The sequence below is a fragment of the Desulfopila sp. IMCC35006 genome, assembly GCF_005116645.1.
Classification (GTDB): Bacteria; Desulfobacterota; Desulfobulbia; order Desulfobulbales; family Desulfocapsaceae; genus Desulforhopalus_A.
In genome coordinates this window covers 118,737-137,427 of record NZ_SWCM01000002.1, presented here as the reverse complement: position 1 = coordinate 137,427, position 18,691 = coordinate 118,737, and the positions used below count along the sequence as shown (strand labels likewise).

Below are 18,691 nucleotides of genomic sequence, written 5' to 3'. Positions count from 1 at the left end.
CCGAGAATGACTGCTAAAGGAAAAGAAATCATGAGCCTTCTGGAAAGAACAATTGCAAAAATTTACCCGCAGGATTCAGCGAGCCGGGATGCAGCAAAAAATCGACTGGACAACCTCGCCATCCCCTATTGGGCCCTTGGCGATTTAATGGACCTGGCCATTGATATTGCCGGTATGACAAGGACAACGCAACCCAGGGTGCAGCGAAAGGCAATTGTCACCATGGCGGGCGATCATGGCGTGGTTGCCGAAAATATTTCCAAATACCCGAGTGAAGTGACTCCGCAGATGGTCTACAATTTTGTCGCCGGCGGGGCGGGCATTAATGCGCTCGCGACCCAGGCCGGAGCTGAAGTCTTCGTCGTTGACATGGGGGTCGCAGCCGACCTGAAAGATCTGGTCGAGAGCAATAAAATCATCAACAAAAAGGTCGGCCTGGGAACCGACAACATGGCGGTCGGACCGGCCATGAGCAAGGCCATGGCCAAACGGGCCGTAGAGTCCGGCATCGATGTCGCCAACGATCTGTCAACCCGTTTCGATGTGTTTGGTACCGGCGATATGGGGATCGGCAATACGACGCCGTCCACGGCGATTGCTGCTGTCTGCACCGGTAAAGATGTTGCCGGGCTGACCGGCAGGGGAACCGGGCTGGATGACGAGCAGGTCAAACATAAAATCTCGGTCATTAAAAGAGCCCTGGAAGTGAATAAACCAGACCCCAAGGACGGACTCGATATCCTGGCCAAGGTCGGCGGCTTTGAAATCGGCGGTCTGGCCGGCTTGATCCTCGGTGCTGCCGCGAACGGCAAACCCGTGGTAATAGATGGCTTTATCTCGACAGCAGCGGCCCTGATAGCCTATAAAATTGAACCGTTTACCAGGGATTACCTGATTTTTTCCCACAGATCCGTCGAGCCCGGCCACGAAGCGATGCAACAGGCCCTTGGCTGTAAAAAACCACTGCTCGATTTGAATTTCCGTCTGGGGGAGGGCACCGGAGCCGCAGTGGCCATGAATCTGGTTGAGGGCGCTGCTGCGATATTGACCAAGATGGCAACCTTTGCGGAAGCCGCAGTCGCCCAGGCCGACAAATAATCGGTTCAGGACATTATGATCACCCCGGAAAAAAGATGGCCACGTCGACTGGCGCAGCTGTGCACCGCCATCCGGTTTCTCACTATTGTGCCGGTATCCTGGCGGGCAGCAGACGACCTGCACCATTTCAATAAATGCTTGATCTTTTTTCCAATTGTCGGGGCGCTTATCGGTGCTGCGGGATTCCTGGGGGCACATCTTCTCCTGCTCGTTTTCCCGCAGCAGGTCGTGGCTGTCATTGCCCTTGTCTATCTTGCGTTTATCTCGGGTTTTCTTCACCTCGACGGACTCTCCGACAGCGCTGACGGGATGTTGAGTTCCCGGCCCCGCGAAGATTGTCTGCGTATCATGAAAGACAGTCGGGCGGGGGCGATGGGCGTGGTCGTCGTGGTCTGTGTTCTTCTTGCCAAATACAGCGCCCTCAGCGCAATGGCCCCGAAAACGCTGTGCCTGGCAATCTTTTTCATGCCGCTTGCCGGCAGAAGTGCGATCCTTTTATCAATGGCCCGTCTGCCGTATGCCAGAGCCGAAGGAGGCCTGGGCAATCTTTTTTATTCCGACCGGAGCAAGACCGCGGCATTGTCAGCCTTTCTGCTCCTGGCAGTTTTGCTTGCAGCCTTGGCGCCGTCGCGGTTAATTGTAACGCTTATCGCGATACTGGCGATGAATTATTTTTTTGGCAGATGGTGCAAGAATTGCCTGGGGGGAGCGACGGGCGACACCCTCGGGGCGGTCTGCGAACTGACCGAGGCGATTACGGCTGTCGCCTTTACCGCTTCCTTTTCTTTTTTATAACAGCAACGCAATAAAACAGTTATGAATACGTTCGAACATGGCGGCAATATCCATAAAACACTCCGCGAAGCAGCAGACAAAGACGGGCAGATTCTCGATTTCAGTGCGAATATAAACCCACTTGGCCCCCCGGAATGGTTTCGCCCGCTGATCAGCAGCCAGCTGGAAAAGCTTATCCATTATCCGGACCCCGAGAATACCAGTTTTATCGAGGCCATTGCCGAACATACCAAAATATCGAAAGAACATATTGTCGTTGGCAATGGCACCACTGAGCTGCTGTATGCTTTTATGCGGGTGCTTCCCTGTAAACGGGTCGTTATTCCCGTACCTTCCTATGTCGACTATGCCCGGGCGGCAGCAATAGCCGGATGGCCGGTTGCTCTCTGCACTATCCGGGAAGAAGATGATTTCACCCTTGATCTGAGCACCCTCAGCGCCATGATTCAGCCGGAAGATCTGGTCATCATTGCCACCCCCAATAATCCCACCGGTAAGTCCGTTGACCGCGCGGAGTTGCTCTCACTCATCAAGGATTTTCCGGACAGTTATTTCTTAATCGATGAAGCTTTTCTCGATTTTATCGAGGCAAGCCGTTCGCTGGGTGCAGAGGCAGCCAATATCCTGACCCTCAATTCCATGACCAAATTCTATGGGGTTCCCGGCTTGCGTATTGGTTACGGGGTCGTATCGCCCTCTCTTGCACTTCAGGTAAAAGAAAATCTTCCGCCCTGGACGGTGAACAGCCTGGCCCAGGCGGTCGGCACGGCGGCGGTTCGAGATAATGCGTATCAGGTAAAAACGCGGCAGATCTGCCGCGACCTGCGCCGGGAGCTGGAAAGGGCACTGCGCAATATTACCCAGCTGAAAGTGTATGATGCCGAGGCGAATTACCTCTTTGTCAAGGTTGTCAGCGGCGGCGACGCGGGGGCGGTAGCGGATTTTTGTCTTGAGCATGGCATCATGATTCGTCGCTGTGAGAACTATCAAGGGCTTGCCTCCTCGCACCTGTTTTTTCGGGTGGCGGTTCGAACTGCAAAGGAAAATCAGCGCCTGGTTGCCGTGCTCCATGACTTTTTTGCCCGGGATGGGATCAAAAAGACGCCGCGCAGAAAGGCCCGGTCTATCATGTTTCAGGGAACCTGTTCCGATGCCGGAAAATCGATAATGACCGCAGCCCTGTGCCGGATTTTATATCAGGACGGGGTGCGGGTTGCCCCTTTCAAGGCCCAGAATATGTCCCTGAATTCTTTTGTCACGCTGCAGGGCGACGAAATGGGCCGCGCGCAGGTTGTTCAGGCCCAGGCGGCACGCCTGGATCCGGATTGCCGGATGAACCCGATCCTGCTCAAGCCAAATTCTGACACGGGAAGCCAGATTATTGTCTGCGGCAAGCCGGTCGGCAACATGTCGGTTCTCGATTATAACAGCTATAAACCCAAGGTCTGGGGGTCTGTCTGTAAAAGTTATGACGCCCTGGCGGAGGAATTTGATGTTGTCGTCCTCGAAGGAGCCGGTTCCCCGGGAGAAGTCAATCTCAAGGCCGATGATATCGTCAATATGAGAATGGCTCAATACGCCGAGGCACCGGTTATTCTAGTGGGCGATATCGACCGCGGGGGGGTGTATGCCTCCTTTGTCGGGATAATGGAGGTGCTTGCCGAGTGGGAAAGACAGCTTGTCGCTGGTTTCCTGGTCAATAAATTCCGCGGTCAGGCCTCATTGCTTGAAGCCGCCCACGACTATGTGAAAATGCATACCGGCCGCAGTGTTTTCGGCGTTGTCCCGTATCTGAAAAACTTAGGGCTGCCGGAAGAGGATTCGGTCTCCTTTAAAAAAGGCAGCTTTAACAAGCAACACGCAGGAGACGGTATTGAAATTGTCGTCATCAACCTTCCGCATATCTCCAATTTCACCGATGTCGAGCCATTTCTGGAAGAGCCGGATGTCACGCTGCGCATTGTCGACAATGCGGCGGATATAGGTTCGCCGCAGGCAATTATCCTCCCGGGATCAAAAAATGTCATTCATGATCTCCGCTTTCTCAAAGACGGCGGTTTTGCCGAGAAAATCGGCAGGTGCCTGGAGAAGGGGTGTGAAATCATCGGCATATGCGGCGGATATCAAATGCTTGGCACTCTGATCCACGATCCGTACGAAATTGAATCGGTCGACGGCCAGCTGTCGGGCCTTGGCTATCTCGCGATGGAAACCGTTATTGAGCGCGACAAAAACCTCACCCGCAAATCCGGAACACACCAACTCTCCGGCAAAAAAATCTTCGGCTACGAGATACACCACGGCATTTCATCCATAAGCGGAAGGCCGGTACTGCACTTTGATGACGGGACCAGCTGCGGCCAGATGGAGCATTCGGGAAAAATCTGGGGCTGTTATCTCCATGGCATCTTTGACAGCGATGAGTTCAGAAGATGGTTTATTGACAACCTGCGCCAGAGGGCCGGGCTGCAGCCGGCAGGCGAAATACTCGCGCCCTATAACCTGGAAATCGGCTTTGACCGGTTGGCCGCCTGTGTTCGGGAAAATGTCGATATGGACGCTCTCTATCGCCTGCTGAAAATATAATGGCCGATACCTCAACCTCCTGACGATTATGATCTATTATCTGCAACTTCTCGCAGCTGTTGTTTTAGACGCCCTTATCGGTGATCCCTGCTGGTTCCCGCATCCGGTGCGGGCAATCGGCCGACTGATTGCCTGGAGTGAACGTATCACCCGGTCGAAAACCGGTAATCTTTATCTGGCGGGAGGGCTGACCGTTATGATGGTTATCGGTGCGACGGCAGGGATCGTCTCCCTGATACTCTTCATCGCTGCCTCATTTTCTCCGGTCCTTGGCGGTTTTGTCGCCGTATTCCTCCTCTATACCACCATTGCCGCCAGAGACCTGCTGGTGCACAGCAATGCGGTATATGTTCACCTGGAGGAGGATATTTCTCTGGTAAACGCCCGTAATGCTGTTGGCAGGATAGTTGGTCGCGATACCAGTAAACTGGATGAAGACGGTATCTGCCGCGCCACAATTGAAACCGTTGCTGAAAACATGGTCGATGGGATCACCGCGCCAATTTTTTTCGCCGTTCTTGCCGGCTGCCTTGCGCCTGTTCTCGAGCTCTCCCCCATCAGCTGTTCCGTTGTCGGCGCCTTTTTGTACAAGGCCATCAACACCATGGATTCGATGATCGCCTATAAAAATGAACGATATCTCCAGTTCGGCAGAGTTGCCGCCAGACTCGATGATGCGGTAAACTTTATCCCGGCCAGGCTCAGCGGCGCCTGTTTGATAATAGCTGCATTTTTTTTGAAATTGGATTACAGAGGAGCCGCAAAGGTATTTTTAAAAGACCGACTGCATCACGCAAGCCCGAACGCCGGTCATACCGAGGCGGCCGCTGCCGGGGCACTTGGTGTCCGACTTGGCGGCCCATCGGTGTATTTTGATAAAGTGGTTGAAAAACCGTATATCGGCATCGCGGCCTGTGAACCTGTTCCGGAAGATATCAAGAGAGTAAACCGTCTGGTCATAGTGGGTTCAATCATTTTTTGTATCCTTTTAACCGGCGTACGCTTGGTGCTTATCTAAAAAACTTTATTCGAGGAGAAAATGAATATGGAGAGGACATTTGCCATTATTAAACCAAATGCGTTTGCCGATGGTAACAGCGGTAAAATAATCAGCCGCATCTATGAGGAAGGGTTCAAGATTGTTGGCATTAAAAAACTCTATTTAAGCAAAGTCGAAGCAGAGGGTTTCTACTACGTCCATAAAGCACGGCCCTTCTTTGGCGAACTCACCGATTTCATGTCCAGCGGACCCTGCATCGTGATGGTCCTGGAAGCAGACAAGGCAATAACCAAGTGGCGCGATCTGATGGGGGCGACCAATCCGGCTGATGCGGCCGAAGGGACCCTCAGGCGTCTGTATGGTGCCTCTCTTGGCGAAAATGCCACCCATGGCTCCGATGCCCCGGAAACCGCAGCTTTTGAAATTGGCTACTTTTTCTCAGGCCTCGAGCTGCTGTAAACAGCACAGTTGCTTCTCAGGCTGCCGACACGAAGGCGGCCTGAGCCCATATCGCCTGCACCTGATTGTCATTGCCGGTAAATTATTACTTTTTTTTGGACGACACAGTCCAGTTGCCCTTCACGAAGCAGGATATTCAGTTCTTCGCCCACGGAAGTATCGGCGGATCTGGTAATGACCTGGTAGGAACCATCTTGTAAATTGAATTTTCTGACGATGGAATAGCCTCTGCCAAGGGTGGCCAGGGGGCTGACGCTGTTGAGCAGGGTGGCCTGTTCGGCGAGAGCCATCTCTTTTCGCTCAAGGATCCGTCGGATATGGTTGTGCAGTTGCGCGGTCAGAAAATGGAGATGTTTCTGCTGTAATTCGATGCAACGGGAAGGTGCCTGCCCCTGCAGTCTGCGGATACAGGCTTCCAGTTTCCCCTCCCTCCGGCGCAGATTATTTGTTGCTGCTTGATACAGATAGGACTTGCTGAGCTGGAGCCGCAATTCAGAATCCTTGAATATGTTTTTCATATTGCCCAGCATACGGAGACTATGGCGCAGACGCTGCTCATGAAACGACATTTTCCGCTGCATCCTGTTCACCAGGCTGTTTTGCAGCGCCGCCAGATGCTGACGCAAGGCATGGGTGTCGGGGATCAGTTTTTCGGCGACTCCGGTGGGGGTCGGACAACGAAAATCGGCACAAAAATCGGCAATAGTAAAGTCCACTTCATGGCCTATTCCCGTCACAATTGGCACGACCGAGTGATAGATGGCCTCGGCGACCACCTCTTCGTTGAAGGCCCAGAGGTCTTCGAGCGATCCGCCTCCCCGGCACAGGACAATGACATCTACATCATCAAGACTGTTTGCGGTCCGGATTGCTTCGGCAATTTCACCGGCGGCCTGATTGCCCTGCACCTTCACTGGAAGAATCTGGATCAGAATTGGTGATTTTCGCAAGGTAACTATCTTCAGAAAATCATGGATGGCAGCGCCGGTTGGTGAAGAGATGACAACAATTTTTCCCGGGTAGGGCGGCAGCGTTTTTTTTGCTTCGGCAGCAAAATAACCTTTCTGGGCTAATCGGAGTTTTAACTGTTCAAATTCTTTTTGCAGCCTGCCGGTGCCAAAAAGCTCTACCGAATCGACCACGAGCTGATATTCCCCTCGTGGCTCGTACACGGTAATTCTGCCAAAACAGACGACATCCTGACCATCCTGCAAGGCCAATTCGACAAATCGTTTTTGCTGTTTGAAAAGTACCGCCCGTATCTGCGCCGCGCCGTCTTTTAAAGTAAAATAGGAATGTCCGGAGTAGACCATTTTGAAATTGGAGATTTCACCGCTTATCCGGACAAATCGAAACTCACTTTCAAGAATTGTTTTTATGGACCGGGTCAGTTGACTGACCGTGAGGATATTTGGCGTGGTTGATGTGTTCATTGGCCCGTATTTGATGCAACGAAAGAGATGGCGGCTTGTTTACGCATGGACAGAGATACAGCTATATATTATATTGCTTTCTTTGTTTCCAAAATTAACATGTGTTGTCCAAGACATCATCTCGTAAAAATCTCGATTTTAAGATGGCCCGGTTTGCGAGGCCATCATAACATAAAAATTACCTGGAGGTAAGCAGCATGGCCGGTGAGAGTGCGTTTGATAAAAAACTGACTGCCGAATCAAATATGGATAAGGTTGAAGGACTGTTGGAACATTTCAATCTTCCTCCCAAAGCGATAGATTTTATTCGAGACAATCAAAGGATCCTGCAGATTGGTTTAGTGATTATCGTTATTGCCATAGTCTCCTGGGCACTGTACGGATCATATCGCGAGCGCATTCAAGAGGAGTCATCAACTGCCTTGGCAACGGCTCTGCAAGCCGACCAGGCCACTCAGGCCACGGCACTCAGCGCCGTTGTTGAAAAATATTCCGGTACCCCGTCAGCACTCTGGGCCAGAATTGATATTGCTCAGCTGGATATGAAGAACGGCTCCTATGCCGATGCCGCAAAAAAATATGCCGAGGTATTGCCCGACGTCAAAACCTCCAACCCCTTGCACCCGCTGGTGGTTTTCGGTCTGGCCCAGGCCCTGGAAGGCGATAAGCGTTTCGAAGAGGCTGCCAAACAATATGATACTTTAAAAGATATCAAAGGATATGAGCAAATAGCCTTTACCAGCAGGGGGAGAATCGAAGAAGAACAAGGCCATATCGATAAAGCAATTGCCATCTATAATGATTTCCTGCTCTTTATGGGCGACGATGCGGCTTATGCGCAAACGCAAGCAGAAATCAAGGCCAAGGTTGCCCGCTTAAAGGCTCGGCAATAAAAATATTTTCCATACAACGTACAATGAGAGGAGTGAGTCATGCCGGGATTTGAACTATTCGGGGAAGAAGAAAAAAAAGAAATCATGGATGTCCTCGATACGGGTGTTCTCTTTCGATATGAATTCAATGATCAGCGAAAGGGAATATATAAGGTTCGGGAATTTGAGGAAAAATTTGCTCAATACTGTGATGCATCACATGCTCAGGCGGTAACGTCGGGAACCGCCGCCCTGAAGGTCGCGCTGACTGCGCTGGGAGTCGGTCCAGGTGATGAGGTGATCACCCAGGGGTTTACCTTTGTCGCCACCTGGGAAGCAATTCTTGAGGTTGGGGCTGTGCCTGTTTTTACCGAGGTCGATGCAACACTGAACATGGATCCGGTGGATCTGCAAAAGAAAATCACCGCCAAAACCAGGTGCATCATTCCCGTCCATATGCTTGGTGCCCAGGCAAGAATTGAGACTATTGTCGATATCGCCGCACAACACGGAATTCCTGTTCTCGAAGATACCGCCCAGGCAGCAGGTGGCCGGATAAAAGGCAAACACCTTGGCTCTTTTGGAACATGCGGCACTTTTTCCTTTGACTCGGTCAAGACGATAACGACCGGTGAGGGCGGCATGATTATTACCGATGATGCCGAGCTGTGGCGGGCCATGTCGGAATACCATGATCATGGACACGACCACAAAGTGAATCCCGGGACAAGAGGGGGGGAAGGCAGGAATTTTATCGGATTCAACTACCGGATGATGGAACTCCAGGGAGCAATCGGCATCGCGCAACTTGCCAAGCTTGACAATATTGTTGCTGCACAACAAAAGAACAAAGCAATACTCAAAGAGGCCGCTGCCGGTATACCTGGAGTGGCATTTCGGGAGCTGATCGATGAAAAAGGTGATTCAGCGACTTTTTTGACGTTCACTCTCCAGGATCGTCAGCATTGTCAAAGAGTGAATGAATCACTTCGAAAAGACGGGCATGGGGCAATCAATTTTGCAGAGAATACCTGGCATTTTTATCCGAAGTGGGAACATTTGCTCGGTGGGAAGACTCTGACCAAATCCGGCTATCCATTTGCCGAACCGGGTGGAAAGAGAAGAATTGTCTACGATCCTCTTGCGTTGCCTCAATCCTCGGCTCTGCTTGAGCGAACGCTCGTATATCCTGTTGGAATCAAAATGCCGGCTGAAAAACTCGAAGCGCAATGCAGGGCTTTAAAAAATGCCACGAAGGTGTAAGAGGAAATAAAAAAGGCGGCAAATGCAGCATGTTGGCTGCCCTTGCCGCCTTTTGCAGACTGCAATCACTTATAGAATTTGTGGGAACCGTATTGCTCCAGGTAGGTATATTCGCTTGACCAGTGAGGATTGACACTGTCCAGATGATAATGCGTCGCTCCCTCGGTGAAATCTTTGGTCTGAAGGGCAATATACACTGATTTCATGCAGTTCAAAAATGCTTTCGGGTCATCCGGCAGATACGACTGTTTCTGGAAGGTCCAGCTGAACTGGTAGGGTTCCTGAACTATCTCCTTTATCGGCCGATGTTTTTCATTGGCCCTGTTCAAGGTGACAAAAGCCACCGCCATCTGGCCGATCTGTGGTTCCGAGCGTGCTTCGTGGTAGACATTGAGAGTCAGCCACAATAAGCCTTCAAGTAAAGTCATTCGTAATTTCTCCTGATTTTTTCGGTATGTACTACTCAACAAGCCCAAAGCCGATCACTTTACGGCCCTGTCTAAGTACAAAGGAAAACAAGCAATGTTCTCCCCAATACTGATCATGTATGCGAAAATACCTAACTGTTTTTACGGGTAACTGAAGGCACCTCATACTGGTGAATATACAACATCTGGATATGTCGTCAACTTTTAGCTGAGTATATGAGAATATTTCTCAAAAGAAATAGTTTTTTAAAATTGTGATATAATATCAGATAGATAATGTATAAAATTTGGTTCAGATTCAGATGTTAAAGAACGAGCATGGAGAGTTAAAACCATCCTATCTTTCTAATATTGTATTAGATGTCCTGTACCCTCGCAAAATTCGATTTCGTTGATGAATGCACAACCATGCTTCTGTCTCCTGTTGATAAATATTTCATACATTTCCATTTTATAGATTAGATTCCCATTTCGCCTTTCATGTTGCTTTGCTTTTACCATATACTATCGCAAAATTACCTTTAATTGATATTGTTACGCAGCGTCAGTCCAGACAAAATTTAATATATTGCTATGGTGAGCTGACCTGAAAATATCACGAACTATTATTGTACCAGAGCCGAAGATCGTAGATGTATGTCCCGTTTTCAAAGAGATGACATGAGCAGGAGGTAGAAATGAAAAGCTACAGGAAAGAGCTGTTTTTTGAAGTCCCGGCCAGAAGAGGGTTCGTAAACATTACCCCGCAGGTTGAAACATGTTTGCTAGAAAGCAAGGTTACTGAGGGATTAGTCCTTGTCAACGCGATGCACATAACGGCATCTGTCTTCATAAACGACGACGAATCCGGGCTGCACCATGATTATGAGGTATGGCTTGAAAAGCTTGCACCCCATGAACCTGTGGAGCAATACAGACATAATGGGTACGAGGATAATGCCGATGCGCACATGAAGCGTCAGATAATGGGAAGAGAAGTTGTGGTAGCGATTACGGAAGGCAGGTTGGACTTTGGAACATGGGAGCAGATATTTTATGGAGAATTTGATGGCAAGCGGAAAAAACGTGTCTTAGTCAAGATAATTGGAGAATGACATAGCCGGTGCACGTGTTGTGCTATTGTGCCGATTCGGCGCCGCAAGAATAGGCACCACCCTGCCTTTATATACAGTGCGGGGTGATACTTGACGGATCAGGCGGCAGAGGCGCGGGGCTCGTAATTGAAAAGAGGCACAGGTGCATCACCTGCCTCTCGCGACTTCGCAGCGATACGAGAGAGGGCGGTACTCTGCCCATTTTTTTTCATTTGCACAATTTCCCAGCAATCCGGTGCAGCAGCGATAGCCTGCATCAGGCCCAGATGCTGCGTATGGCCGACTTTATAGGCCGTAACATGCCCCAGAACAGGGTAGCCTAAGAGTGTCAGGTCTCCAACGAGATCCAGAACTTTATGCCTGATGAACTCATCATCATATCGCAAACCGTCTTCATTGAGGACTGACTTGCGATTCCAGTGGATAGCGATGACATTTGCCAGCGAACTGCCTAGAGCCAGCCCGTTAGCCCATAACTCCTCGACCTGTTCGACATAGCCAAAGGTCCTGGCTCGGGCTATTTCATCACCAAAGCGATCAGCAGCAAGATCGTAGGTAAATCGCTGCTTCTTGATCAGAGTGTCGTCAAAACAGATTTCCCCGGTCACCCTGAAACCATTGTAAGGTGATATGGTCAAATGTTTATCACCGTCTTTATGGGTGACAGGCTTTATAATGCGCAGAATTTTTTTAAGTCCGTTTTGCCTCGACCTACCCGTCATCTTCAGTAATTTGAAAAACGGCTCGGCACTGCCATCCATGATTGGAATTTCACCCGAATCCAATTCCACGTTGGCATTATCGATGCCAACCCCCCGCAGAGCCGCCAAGAGATGCTCCGTCGTTGAAATCCTGAAGTGCTCATTGCCAAGAGTTGTCGCCAGCTGCGTGTCAACGACCCTGTCCATGTACGCTTGAATATGGCCGCCATTCGGCACATCGGACCGAAAGAAACGGATGCCGTTGTTAACCGGCGCCGGTTTTATTGCGAGATTGACGGTTCGGCCGGAATGCAGGCCGACTCCGCAACAGCTCGCTGATTTTCGTAAAGTATGTTGATATGGATCCATCTGTGCAGACATAGCTATTCCTTATGAGGTAAGAGTGTGAAGCACCCCCTCATATGCAATTTGCATGCCGCCAAAGCAGTCGGTTTTTACCTTTGAATAAATCCATAGATATCGGAGTAGTAAGCAGATCACGCAGAGCCAGCACCCCCAACACAGAGTGTGTGAAAAGCAACACAATACGCTGATGTGTCGATTTTCACACACAAAAATGTACTGATTGCCGGGATCATCCAGGATGGGGCTTGCCTGTTTTCTCTAATTCTGCGAGGAGAAAGTCATCAAACGCCTGCTCCACCTTGTGATGTGCCTTGAGAACAAAGAGCGGCAGACTCAAGTCGAGCGTACGCAGCTTAACGTAATCCTTTTCTGTCGTTATCAGGTTTGCCGCGCCGCAATCGATCGCTTTTTTACTAAGTTGCGCAGCTGACTCCTGATTGTATGAGATGTGGTCTTTTAGAGCATGAAAGCCTGCGAGCGGCAGTCCATAATCGGCGAGAGATTTCGCAAATCTCCCAGGATTGGCGATGCCGCAAAAACCATAAAATTTGCCCGAGACAGATTCTGCGGCAACCGACCCATCCGGTCCTTGAAGCTCATATGCCTCCAGAGAAGAAATAAATACCGGTTTTGCCGGAAATTTTTTCTGCAAAAGGGTGGCAAATTTTTGCGTTCTTTCTCTGTTCACCGGATTTTCCCCGGTTAAAAGAAAGCCATGACACCGCTTCAGAGCGGAAACCGGTTCCCGCAGGGGACCCCCGGGGAAAACCCGGCTGTTTCCGGCCTGGACGGTGCCATCAAAGAGAACTATATCAATATCTCTCTTGACGTTGAGATGCTGGAATCCATCATCGAGGATAATGACATCGGCATGGAGGTGATCAATAGCATGCCGACAGGGGAAAATACGCCGTGTTCCGGTGAGTACCGCTACCCCGGCTAAGCTCTCGGCAAGCATGCACGGTTCATCTCCTGCTATCTCCGGCGACAGAAAAATATTTTCCCCGTCAGATACGACGTTCACCGCTTCTTTGGTTTTGCCGCCGTATCCTCGGCTGATAATTGCCGGGCGATAACCTTTAGACAGAAGTACCCTGGCAATATGCTGAACTGTAGGCGTTTTACCGGTCCCACCCAAAACAAGATTGCCGACAGCGATGACCGGGACGGGTAATGAATGACCGCGAAATATTCCTCGACGATAGAGTTTTTCCCGCGATTTCATGAGAACACTATAGACAGGACTGAAGGGGCGACCAAAGAAAAAGAAGAGATCCAAACCTTTTGACATGGCTTTAAAAGATAAAATTGATTACAGAAAGGACAGTTTTTCACTTTAGATTTTGCAAAACAGTGTGTAAAAGACTAATATCATGACTTCGCGGTATATGCTCGCTCTTTTCGGGTGACTTTCTGCTTTGATCCGCAAATAATACGCTCCAACGATCCAACAGCCGGGATACCACCCCCGGTCGTGTTGCACGGTCCATCGAAGGGCGAGGCTGGCTTGAGATAGATTGTTTTTTAGTAAAATCCAACAAAAATAATCTGTAAGGTACATAACAATTTTCAGGGAGGAAAGGATGAAGGTTAATCTGCGTGGTAAATTGCTAACAACTGCAGCCTGTGCTTTGTTGGCACTGTCGGCTCCGGCACTTGGTGTTGCCGGCGATACAATAAAATTTGGTGTCGCTGGTCCGCATAGTGGTGATCTCGCGTCCTATGGTCTGCCCAGTGTCAATGCCGCCAAGGTCGTTATTGACAAAGTCAATGCCAAAGGCGGAATCAACGGCAAAAAGGTGGAGATGCTCATTGAGGACGATGTCTGCAAACCTGAAATTGCCACCAATACTGCAACCAAACTGGTCTCGGACGGTGCGGAAGTGGTCCTGGGCCATATTTGTTCCGGTGCGACCAAAGCGGCAATGCCTATCTATAAAAATGCCAAAATTCTGGTTATGTCGCCATCTGCCACCAGCGATGAGCTGACTTTGAGCGGCGACTATCCTAATTTCTTCAGGACCATTGCCCCCAATGCTGCGCAGTCACCGGCGATGATTGATTTTGCCGTTGATAAACTGGGGCTGAAAAAAATTGCCATCATCCACGACAAAGGCGACTATGGCAAACCGCTTGCCGAAGGTGCCAAAAAGTATGTCGAAAAAACCGGCAAAGGACAGGTTGTTCTGTTCGAAGGTATTACTCCCGGTGCCATGGACTATTCAGCTATCGTCCAGAAAATCAAGCAGTCAGGTGCAGATGTTGTCGTCTTTGGCGGGTATCATCCAGAAGCTTCCAAAATTGTCACAATTATGAAGAAAAAGCGTCTCAAGACCAAATTCGTGTCTGATGATGGCGTTAAAGACGATACCTTTATCAAGGTTGCCGGTGATGCCGCGGAAGGTGTCTACGCTGCCGGTCCGCAGGACAACTCTAACAATCCCCAGGCTGCCGAAGCAAGAGCGGAGCATAAGGCAAAGTTTGGCAGTGATCCCGGTGCATTTTATGATGGCGCGTATGCTGCGACTGTGGCAATACTCAATGCAATCGAGAAGTCCGGCTCAACCAAACTTGCCGATTTGAAGAAAGTTCTGGAAACAGAAAAAGTGGCGACTCCTGTCGGCAATATCAGCTTTGACAAGAATGGCGACGCAGTCGGTGTAGGATTTTCAATGTATGTTGTAGAAAACGGCAAATACGTCGTCGTCAAATAACATTTCCTTGGTTAACCTTTTAATATCTGAAGTAAACATAGATTTTTCTTTGTTTACTTCAGATATTTTTTTATGCAGGCATGGACTATTTTATTGAATTGTTTTTCAGCGGTTTGACTCGAGGTTCGATCTACGCGCTTATCGCCTTGGGTTACACCATGGTGTACGGCATCATCGGGCTTATCAACTTTGCCCATGGGGAAATCTATATGATCGGGGCGTTTACCGCTTTTATCGTTGCCACGGTACTCTCGGTTTATGGTTTCCCTCTCGTCTCCATCGTGATCATTTCCGGGTTGGCTGCAGTCGTCTGGGCGAGTTCCTATGGGTATACAATCGAAAAAATTGCCTACAAACCACTCAGGCATGCACCGCGTTTGTCGCCTCTTATCAGCGCTATCGGGATGTCGATTTTCCTGCAGAATTACGTATTGCTGGCCCAGACATCAGATTTTCTGCCTTTCCCCACGCTCTTTCCCGATCTTGAATTCATGGAGCCGATTGCCCATATTATCGGCACCACGGATGTTATTATCCTGGTAACCACAATTGTTGTCATGGTGCTGCTTACCCTGATTATAAAATTTACTAAAATTGGCAAAGCAATGCGCGCCACCGCTCAGGACAGAACGATGGCTACCCTGGTGGGAATCAATGTCAACAACGTGATCTCGGCAACTTTCATCGTTGGCTCAGGCCTTGCCGCGATCGGCGGGATGCTTGTTGCGGCGCATATCGGCCAGATAAATTTTTACATCGGTTTTCTTGCCGGAATCAAAGCATTCACGGCTGCGGTTCTGGGTGGAATCGGCTCAATACCGGGTGCCGTTCTCGGCAGTTTTGTTCTGGGACTGACGGAGAGCTTTGCCACCGGGTATGTTTCGAGTGACTATGAAGATGTTTTTGCCTTCTCCCTGCTTGTTCTGATTCTCATATTTAAACCATCAGGCCTGCTCGGCAGGGCATCTAACGAAAAAGTTTAAACCAAAAAGTGTACACACGTCAGTTATGGTTTTATTAAAAGAATTCAAAAAAGCTCTGCTTACCTCTCTCTGGTTCGTTTTTTTAACATTTCCCATTGTTGTTATTAAAGTGGACCCCATAGAAAGAACAGTCTTCTGGCGCTGGCAGAATGCTTTCTATATGGCGGTTGGTACTTTTTCTATTTATTTGCTGGTTAAATTTTATCAACATAGAAAAGAAAACCAGCCCAAAAGTAGTGACGCCGGCGAAAATAAGCTGCCAATCAGCTCGCTGATCCATAGAATTCTCCTTAATCCCGTTCAACGGAACATCTTTATCGGTATCGTCGCTGCAATTTCCATTGTTTTTCCACATATTTTTTCTACCTACCAGACCAATGTTATGACCACCGCCCTGATGTATGTTGTCCTGGGTCTTGGTTTGAACATTGTCGTCGGGCTGGCCGGACTTCTCGATCTTGGGTTTGTGGCATTTTATGCCGTCGGCGCCTACACCTACTCGCTGCTGAATCTTCATTTCGGCCTCGGCTTCTGGACAGTTCTGCCCATTGGTGGCCTTCTGGCGGCAACTTTTGGTATCCTGCTGGGCTTTCCCGTCCTTCGCCTCCGTGGTGATTATCTGGCGATAGTCACTCTGGGTTTTGGCGAAATCATTCGTCTTATCCTGGAGAACTGGGGAAAATTTTCGAAGGGACCAAGCGGCATCTCGAACATCCCGCGCCCCGGTTTTTTCGGTATGCATTTCAATCTTGAGCAGTCTGTGCTCTATACCTACTATTTGATGATAATTTTAGTCATCGTGACAATCTTTATCGTCAACAGGCTGCAGGACTCAAGGCTGGGGCGGGCGTGGATTGCCCTGCGCGAGGACGAAATTGCCTGCCAGGCCATGGGCATCGACAAGCGGAAAACAAAACTGGTCGCTTTCTCACTTGGGGCATTCTGGGCCGGCATAGTCGGCGTCATGTTTGCGGCGAAGACAACCTTTATCAATCCGGCGAGTTTCACCTTCCTCGAATCGGCTATTATCCTGTCTATCGTCGTGCTCGGAGGAATGGGCTCTATCGTTGGGGTGGTCTTCGGCGCCCTGATCCTCATCCTGCTGCCGGAATATCTGCGGGCGCTGTCGGAATACCGCATGCTGGCCTTTGGCGCAATTCTTGTCTGTATGATGATATTCAGACCCCAGGGACTGATTTCCAATATTCGGCGCACCTATAAATTTGAGAAAAAATCGCCCCCACCGGTCAGGTAGGAGGAACTCTTTCCTAATGTTAAAGATACTCTCGGTTTTCTTGTTTTCTTGATGGAATTTCTGAAGTAAGGCACTAAATAATGAAACAACCCATATTAAACGTAACGAATCTCACCATGGATTTTGGAGGAATTCGCGCCCTTGACTCCGTTGATCTTGATGTGAACAGTGGCGAAATCGTAGCTCTCATTGGACCAAACGGTGCAGGAAAAACGACTTTTTTTAACTGTATAACCGGAATTTACCAGCCAACGGGCGGTGACATCCTGCTCAGTCTGCCCAATAAATCGAAAAAAGTCTCTCTCAAAGGACTAAAGCCCAATAAAGTCACGGAGAGAGGACTTGCCCGTACGTTCCAGAATATTCGCCTTTTCCCCAAGATGACCGTTCTGGAAAATGTCATGATCGGACGGCACTGTCGGACCAAGGCATTTATTTTCGGGGCTATTTTCAGAACAGCAGCAACGCGCAGGGAAGAAGAGAGTATCCTGGAGACCAGCTATGCCATTTTAGAAAAAGTAGGTCTGGCCGAACATGCAAATGAATTTGCCGATAATCTTTCCTACGGGGCACAGCGACGCCTGGAGATAGCCCGGGCTCTCGCCACCGAGCCACTGCTCCTGCTGCTCGATGAGCCCGCGGCCGGTATGAACCCGCAGGAAACCCTGGATCTGGATCATTTAATCAAACAAATATCCCAGGAAGGGCAGGCGATACTGCTGATCGAGCATGATATGCAGCTGGTCATGAGTTTGTCTGACCGTATTTTTGTAATGGACTACGGCAAAAAAATAGCCCAGGGCACCCCTGCTGAAATTCGGGCTAATCCTGCAGTTATAAAAGCGTATCTGGGTGAGGAAGTCGATGCTTGAGTTAGACAAGGTACAGGCCGGATATGGCAATAAACTGGCGATTAAAGACGTCTCTCTGAAGGTAGAAGATGGGGAGATAATCACCCTCATCGGCGCCAACGGAGCAGGGAAGAGCACCACGCTTATGACCATCTGCAATGTTGTGGAATGCCGTGCTGGAACCATAAAATTTCAGGATAAGGAAATCCACCGGATGGCACCTGATGCCATCGTTAAGATGGGGCTTTGTCAGGTTCCGGAGGGGCGCCATATCTTCCCCCAGCTGAGCGTTAAGGAAAATCTCGATATGGGGGCGTTTCTGAGAAACGACAAAGAGGCCATCAAAAAGGATATGGACTATGTTTACTCTCTTTTTCCTATCCTCTACAAAAGAAGACATCAGGACGGCGGCAACCTGAGCGGTGGCGAGCAGCAGATGCTGGCCATGTCCCGAGCCCTTATGGCAAAACCAAAACTGCTCTTGCTGGATGAACCGTCGATGGGCCTGGCACCCCTGGTAATCAGGCAGATATTTGAAATCATCAAGCAGATAAATAAAGAGAATAATACGACCATTTTTCTAGTTGAACAGAACGCCAATCAGGCTCTGCATATTGCAGACAGGGGCTATGTCATGGAAAATGGCCGAATTACTCTGTCTGGACCAGCACAGGAATTGCTCGCCAATACAGATATCCAGAAGGCATACCTGGGTATATAGCAGGGAGTGTTTGCCGCCTTACTGACTCCCCCCGGCAAACGGGGGATAAGCCGGGATGCTGTTTAATGCTCG

The 18,691-nt window shown here is 49.6% G+C and carries 17 protein-coding genes; 13 read left to right on the top strand and 4 right to left on the bottom strand.

The window, feature by feature from the left end; genetic code table 11:
- Positions 1-30: 30 nt before the first annotated feature.
- Genes cobT through ndk form a run of 5 tightly spaced genes read left to right on the top strand, consistent with a single transcriptional unit; the run spans position 31 to position 5,938 of the window.
- Entirely contained in the window at positions 31-1,098 is a 1,068-nt protein-coding gene (cobT, locus tag FCL47_RS04545; protein ID WP_136812622.1) for a nicotinate-nucleotide--dimethylbenzimidazole phosphoribosyltransferase, read from the top strand.
- Between the two features lie 15 nt (positions 1,099-1,113).
- On the top strand, positions 1,114-1,893 hold the full coding sequence (gene cobS / locus FCL47_RS04540) for an adenosylcobinamide-GDP ribazoletransferase (protein WP_136812291.1): 780 nt from the start codon (positions 1,114-1,116) through the stop codon (positions 1,891-1,893).
- Between the two features lie 21 nt (positions 1,894-1,914).
- Positions 1,915-4,479 carry a cobyric acid synthase gene (locus tag FCL47_RS04535; RefSeq protein WP_136812290.1) on the top strand — a complete coding sequence of 855 codons (2,565 nt, stop codon included), beginning with the start codon at positions 1,915-1,917 and terminating at the stop codon, positions 4,477-4,479.
- Positions 4,480-4,507: 28 nt separating this feature from the next.
- Complete coding sequence (gene cbiB, locus FCL47_RS04530) at positions 4,508-5,497, top strand: adenosylcobinamide-phosphate synthase CbiB (protein ID WP_136812289.1); 990 nt, start codon at positions 4,508-4,510, stop codon at positions 5,495-5,497.
- A 27-nt stretch (positions 5,498-5,524) separates the two neighbouring features.
- A complete protein-coding gene (gene ndk, locus FCL47_RS04525; RefSeq protein ID WP_136812288.1) occupies positions 5,525-5,938 on the top strand; it encodes a nucleoside-diphosphate kinase in 414 nt (137 codons plus the stop codon).
- A 68-nt stretch (positions 5,939-6,006) separates the two neighbouring features.
- Here ndk and xseA read toward each other — a convergent pair whose 3' ends face one another.
- The gene (gene xseA / locus FCL47_RS04520; RefSeq protein ID WP_136812287.1) at positions 6,007-7,371 is read right to left on the bottom strand and encodes an exodeoxyribonuclease VII large subunit; all 1,365 of its coding nucleotides are present in this window, start codon (positions 7,369-7,371) and stop codon (positions 6,007-6,009) included.
- 197 nt (positions 7,372-7,568) lie between these two features.
- Between xseA and FCL47_RS04515 the strand changes: the two genes are divergently transcribed.
- Both FCL47_RS04515 and FCL47_RS04510 read left to right on the top strand, forming a co-directional pair.
- A complete protein-coding gene (locus FCL47_RS04515; RefSeq protein WP_136812286.1) occupies positions 7,569-8,264 on the top strand; it encodes a tetratricopeptide repeat protein in 696 nt (231 codons plus the stop codon).
- Between the two features lie 39 nt (positions 8,265-8,303).
- Positions 8,304-9,506, top strand: coding sequence for a DegT/DnrJ/EryC1/StrS aminotransferase family protein (locus FCL47_RS04510; RefSeq protein WP_136812285.1), 1,203 nt, complete (start codon positions 8,304-8,306; stop codon positions 9,504-9,506).
- A gap of 65 nt (positions 9,507-9,571) precedes the next feature.
- Here the strand turns inward: FCL47_RS04510 and FCL47_RS04505 are convergent, their stop codons facing one another.
- The gene (locus tag FCL47_RS04505; RefSeq protein WP_136812284.1) at positions 9,572-9,934 is read right to left on the bottom strand and encodes a cell wall hydrolase; all 363 of its coding nucleotides are present in this window, start codon (positions 9,932-9,934) and stop codon (positions 9,572-9,574) included.
- 677 nt (positions 9,935-10,611) lie between these two features.
- Between FCL47_RS04505 and FCL47_RS04500 the strand changes: the two genes are divergently transcribed.
- Positions 10,612-11,028: a secondary thiamine-phosphate synthase enzyme YjbQ gene (locus tag FCL47_RS04500; protein ID WP_136812283.1), complete on the top strand. Its 417-nt coding sequence runs from the start codon at positions 10,612-10,614 to the stop codon at positions 11,026-11,028.
- Positions 11,029-11,126: 98 nt separating this feature from the next.
- Here FCL47_RS04500 and lpxC read toward each other — a convergent pair whose 3' ends face one another.
- Positions 11,127-12,110, bottom strand: coding sequence for a UDP-3-O-acyl-N-acetylglucosamine deacetylase (gene lpxC / locus FCL47_RS04495; protein WP_136812282.1), 984 nt, complete (start codon positions 12,108-12,110; stop codon positions 11,127-11,129).
- Between the two features lie 214 nt (positions 12,111-12,324).
- The gene (gene lpxK, locus FCL47_RS04490; protein ID WP_136812281.1) at positions 12,325-13,386 is read right to left on the bottom strand and encodes a tetraacyldisaccharide 4'-kinase; all 1,062 of its coding nucleotides are present in this window, start codon (positions 13,384-13,386) and stop codon (positions 12,325-12,327) included.
- A 292-nt stretch (positions 13,387-13,678) separates the two neighbouring features.
- Between lpxK and FCL47_RS04485 the strand changes: the two genes are divergently transcribed.
- From FCL47_RS04485 to FCL47_RS04465, 5 genes are all read left to right on the top strand, one after another.
- Positions 13,679-14,809, top strand: a complete 1,131-nt coding sequence (locus FCL47_RS04485) for a branched-chain amino acid ABC transporter substrate-binding protein (protein ID WP_136812280.1) — start codon at positions 13,679-13,681, stop codon at positions 14,807-14,809.
- A gap of 80 nt (positions 14,810-14,889) precedes the next feature.
- Entirely contained in the window at positions 14,890-15,792 is a 903-nt protein-coding gene (locus FCL47_RS04480; protein WP_136812279.1) for a branched-chain amino acid ABC transporter permease, read from the top strand.
- A gap of 25 nt (positions 15,793-15,817) precedes the next feature.
- A complete protein-coding gene (locus FCL47_RS04475) occupies positions 15,818-17,047 on the top strand; it encodes a branched-chain amino acid ABC transporter permease (RefSeq protein WP_136812278.1) in 1,230 nt (409 codons plus the stop codon).
- Positions 17,048-17,127: 80 nt separating this feature from the next.
- Complete coding sequence (locus FCL47_RS04470; RefSeq protein WP_136812277.1) at positions 17,128-17,919, top strand: ABC transporter ATP-binding protein; 792 nt, start codon at positions 17,128-17,130, stop codon at positions 17,917-17,919.
- Positions 17,912-18,619 (top strand): ABC transporter ATP-binding protein, encoded by a 708-nt coding sequence (locus tag FCL47_RS04465; RefSeq protein WP_136812276.1) that lies wholly within the window; start codon positions 17,912-17,914, stop codon positions 18,617-18,619. Before FCL47_RS04470 ends, FCL47_RS04465 begins: the two co-directional genes overlap by 8 nt.
- Positions 18,620-18,691: the final 72 nt, after the last annotated feature.

What these genes read in the sequence shown, in the direction of transcription:
- FCL47_RS04470 (WP_136812277.1), top strand. Translation starts at nt 17,128, where the DNA reads ATGAAACAACCCATATTAAACGTAACGAATCTCACCATGGATTTTGGA.
- ndk (WP_136812288.1), top strand. Translation starts at nt 5,525, where the DNA reads ATGGAGAGGACATTTGCCATTATTAAACCAAATGCGTTTGCCGATGGT.
- cobS (WP_136812291.1), top strand. Translation starts at nt 1,114, where the DNA reads ATGATCACCCCGGAAAAAAGATGGCCACGTCGACTGGCGCAGCTGTGC.
- FCL47_RS04510 (WP_136812285.1), top strand. Translation starts at nt 8,304, where the DNA reads ATGCCGGGATTTGAACTATTCGGGGAAGAAGAAAAAAAAGAAATCATG.
- FCL47_RS04515 (WP_136812286.1), top strand. Translation starts at nt 7,569, where the DNA reads ATGGCCGGTGAGAGTGCGTTTGATAAAAAACTGACTGCCGAATCAAAT.
- cobT (WP_136812622.1), top strand. Translation starts at nt 31, where the DNA reads ATGAGCCTTCTGGAAAGAACAATTGCAAAAATTTACCCGCAGGATTCA.
- xseA (WP_136812287.1), bottom strand. Translation starts at nt 7,371, where the DNA reads ATGAACACATCAACCACGCCAAATATCCTCACGGTCAGTCAACTGACC.
- FCL47_RS04465 (WP_136812276.1), top strand. Translation starts at nt 17,912, where the DNA reads ATGCTTGAGTTAGACAAGGTACAGGCCGGATATGGCAATAAACTGGCG.
- cbiB (WP_136812289.1), top strand. Translation starts at nt 4,508, where the DNA reads ATGATCTATTATCTGCAACTTCTCGCAGCTGTTGTTTTAGACGCCCTT.
- FCL47_RS04485 (WP_136812280.1), top strand. Translation starts at nt 13,679, where the DNA reads ATGAAGGTTAATCTGCGTGGTAAATTGCTAACAACTGCAGCCTGTGCT.
- FCL47_RS04475 (WP_136812278.1), top strand. Translation starts at nt 15,818, where the DNA reads ATGGTTTTATTAAAAGAATTCAAAAAAGCTCTGCTTACCTCTCTCTGG.
- lpxC (WP_136812282.1), bottom strand. Translation starts at nt 12,110, where the DNA reads ATGTCTGCACAGATGGATCCATATCAACATACTTTACGAAAATCAGCG.
- lpxK (WP_136812281.1), bottom strand. Translation starts at nt 13,386, where the DNA reads ATGTCAAAAGGTTTGGATCTCTTCTTTTTCTTTGGTCGCCCCTTCAGT.
- FCL47_RS04500 (WP_136812283.1), top strand. Translation starts at nt 10,612, where the DNA reads ATGAAAAGCTACAGGAAAGAGCTGTTTTTTGAAGTCCCGGCCAGAAGA.
- FCL47_RS04535 (WP_136812290.1), top strand. Translation starts at nt 1,915, where the DNA reads ATGAATACGTTCGAACATGGCGGCAATATCCATAAAACACTCCGCGAA.
- FCL47_RS04480 (WP_136812279.1), top strand. Translation starts at nt 14,890, where the DNA reads ATGGACTATTTTATTGAATTGTTTTTCAGCGGTTTGACTCGAGGTTCG.
- FCL47_RS04505 (WP_136812284.1), bottom strand. Translation starts at nt 9,934, where the DNA reads ATGACTTTACTTGAAGGCTTATTGTGGCTGACTCTCAATGTCTACCAC.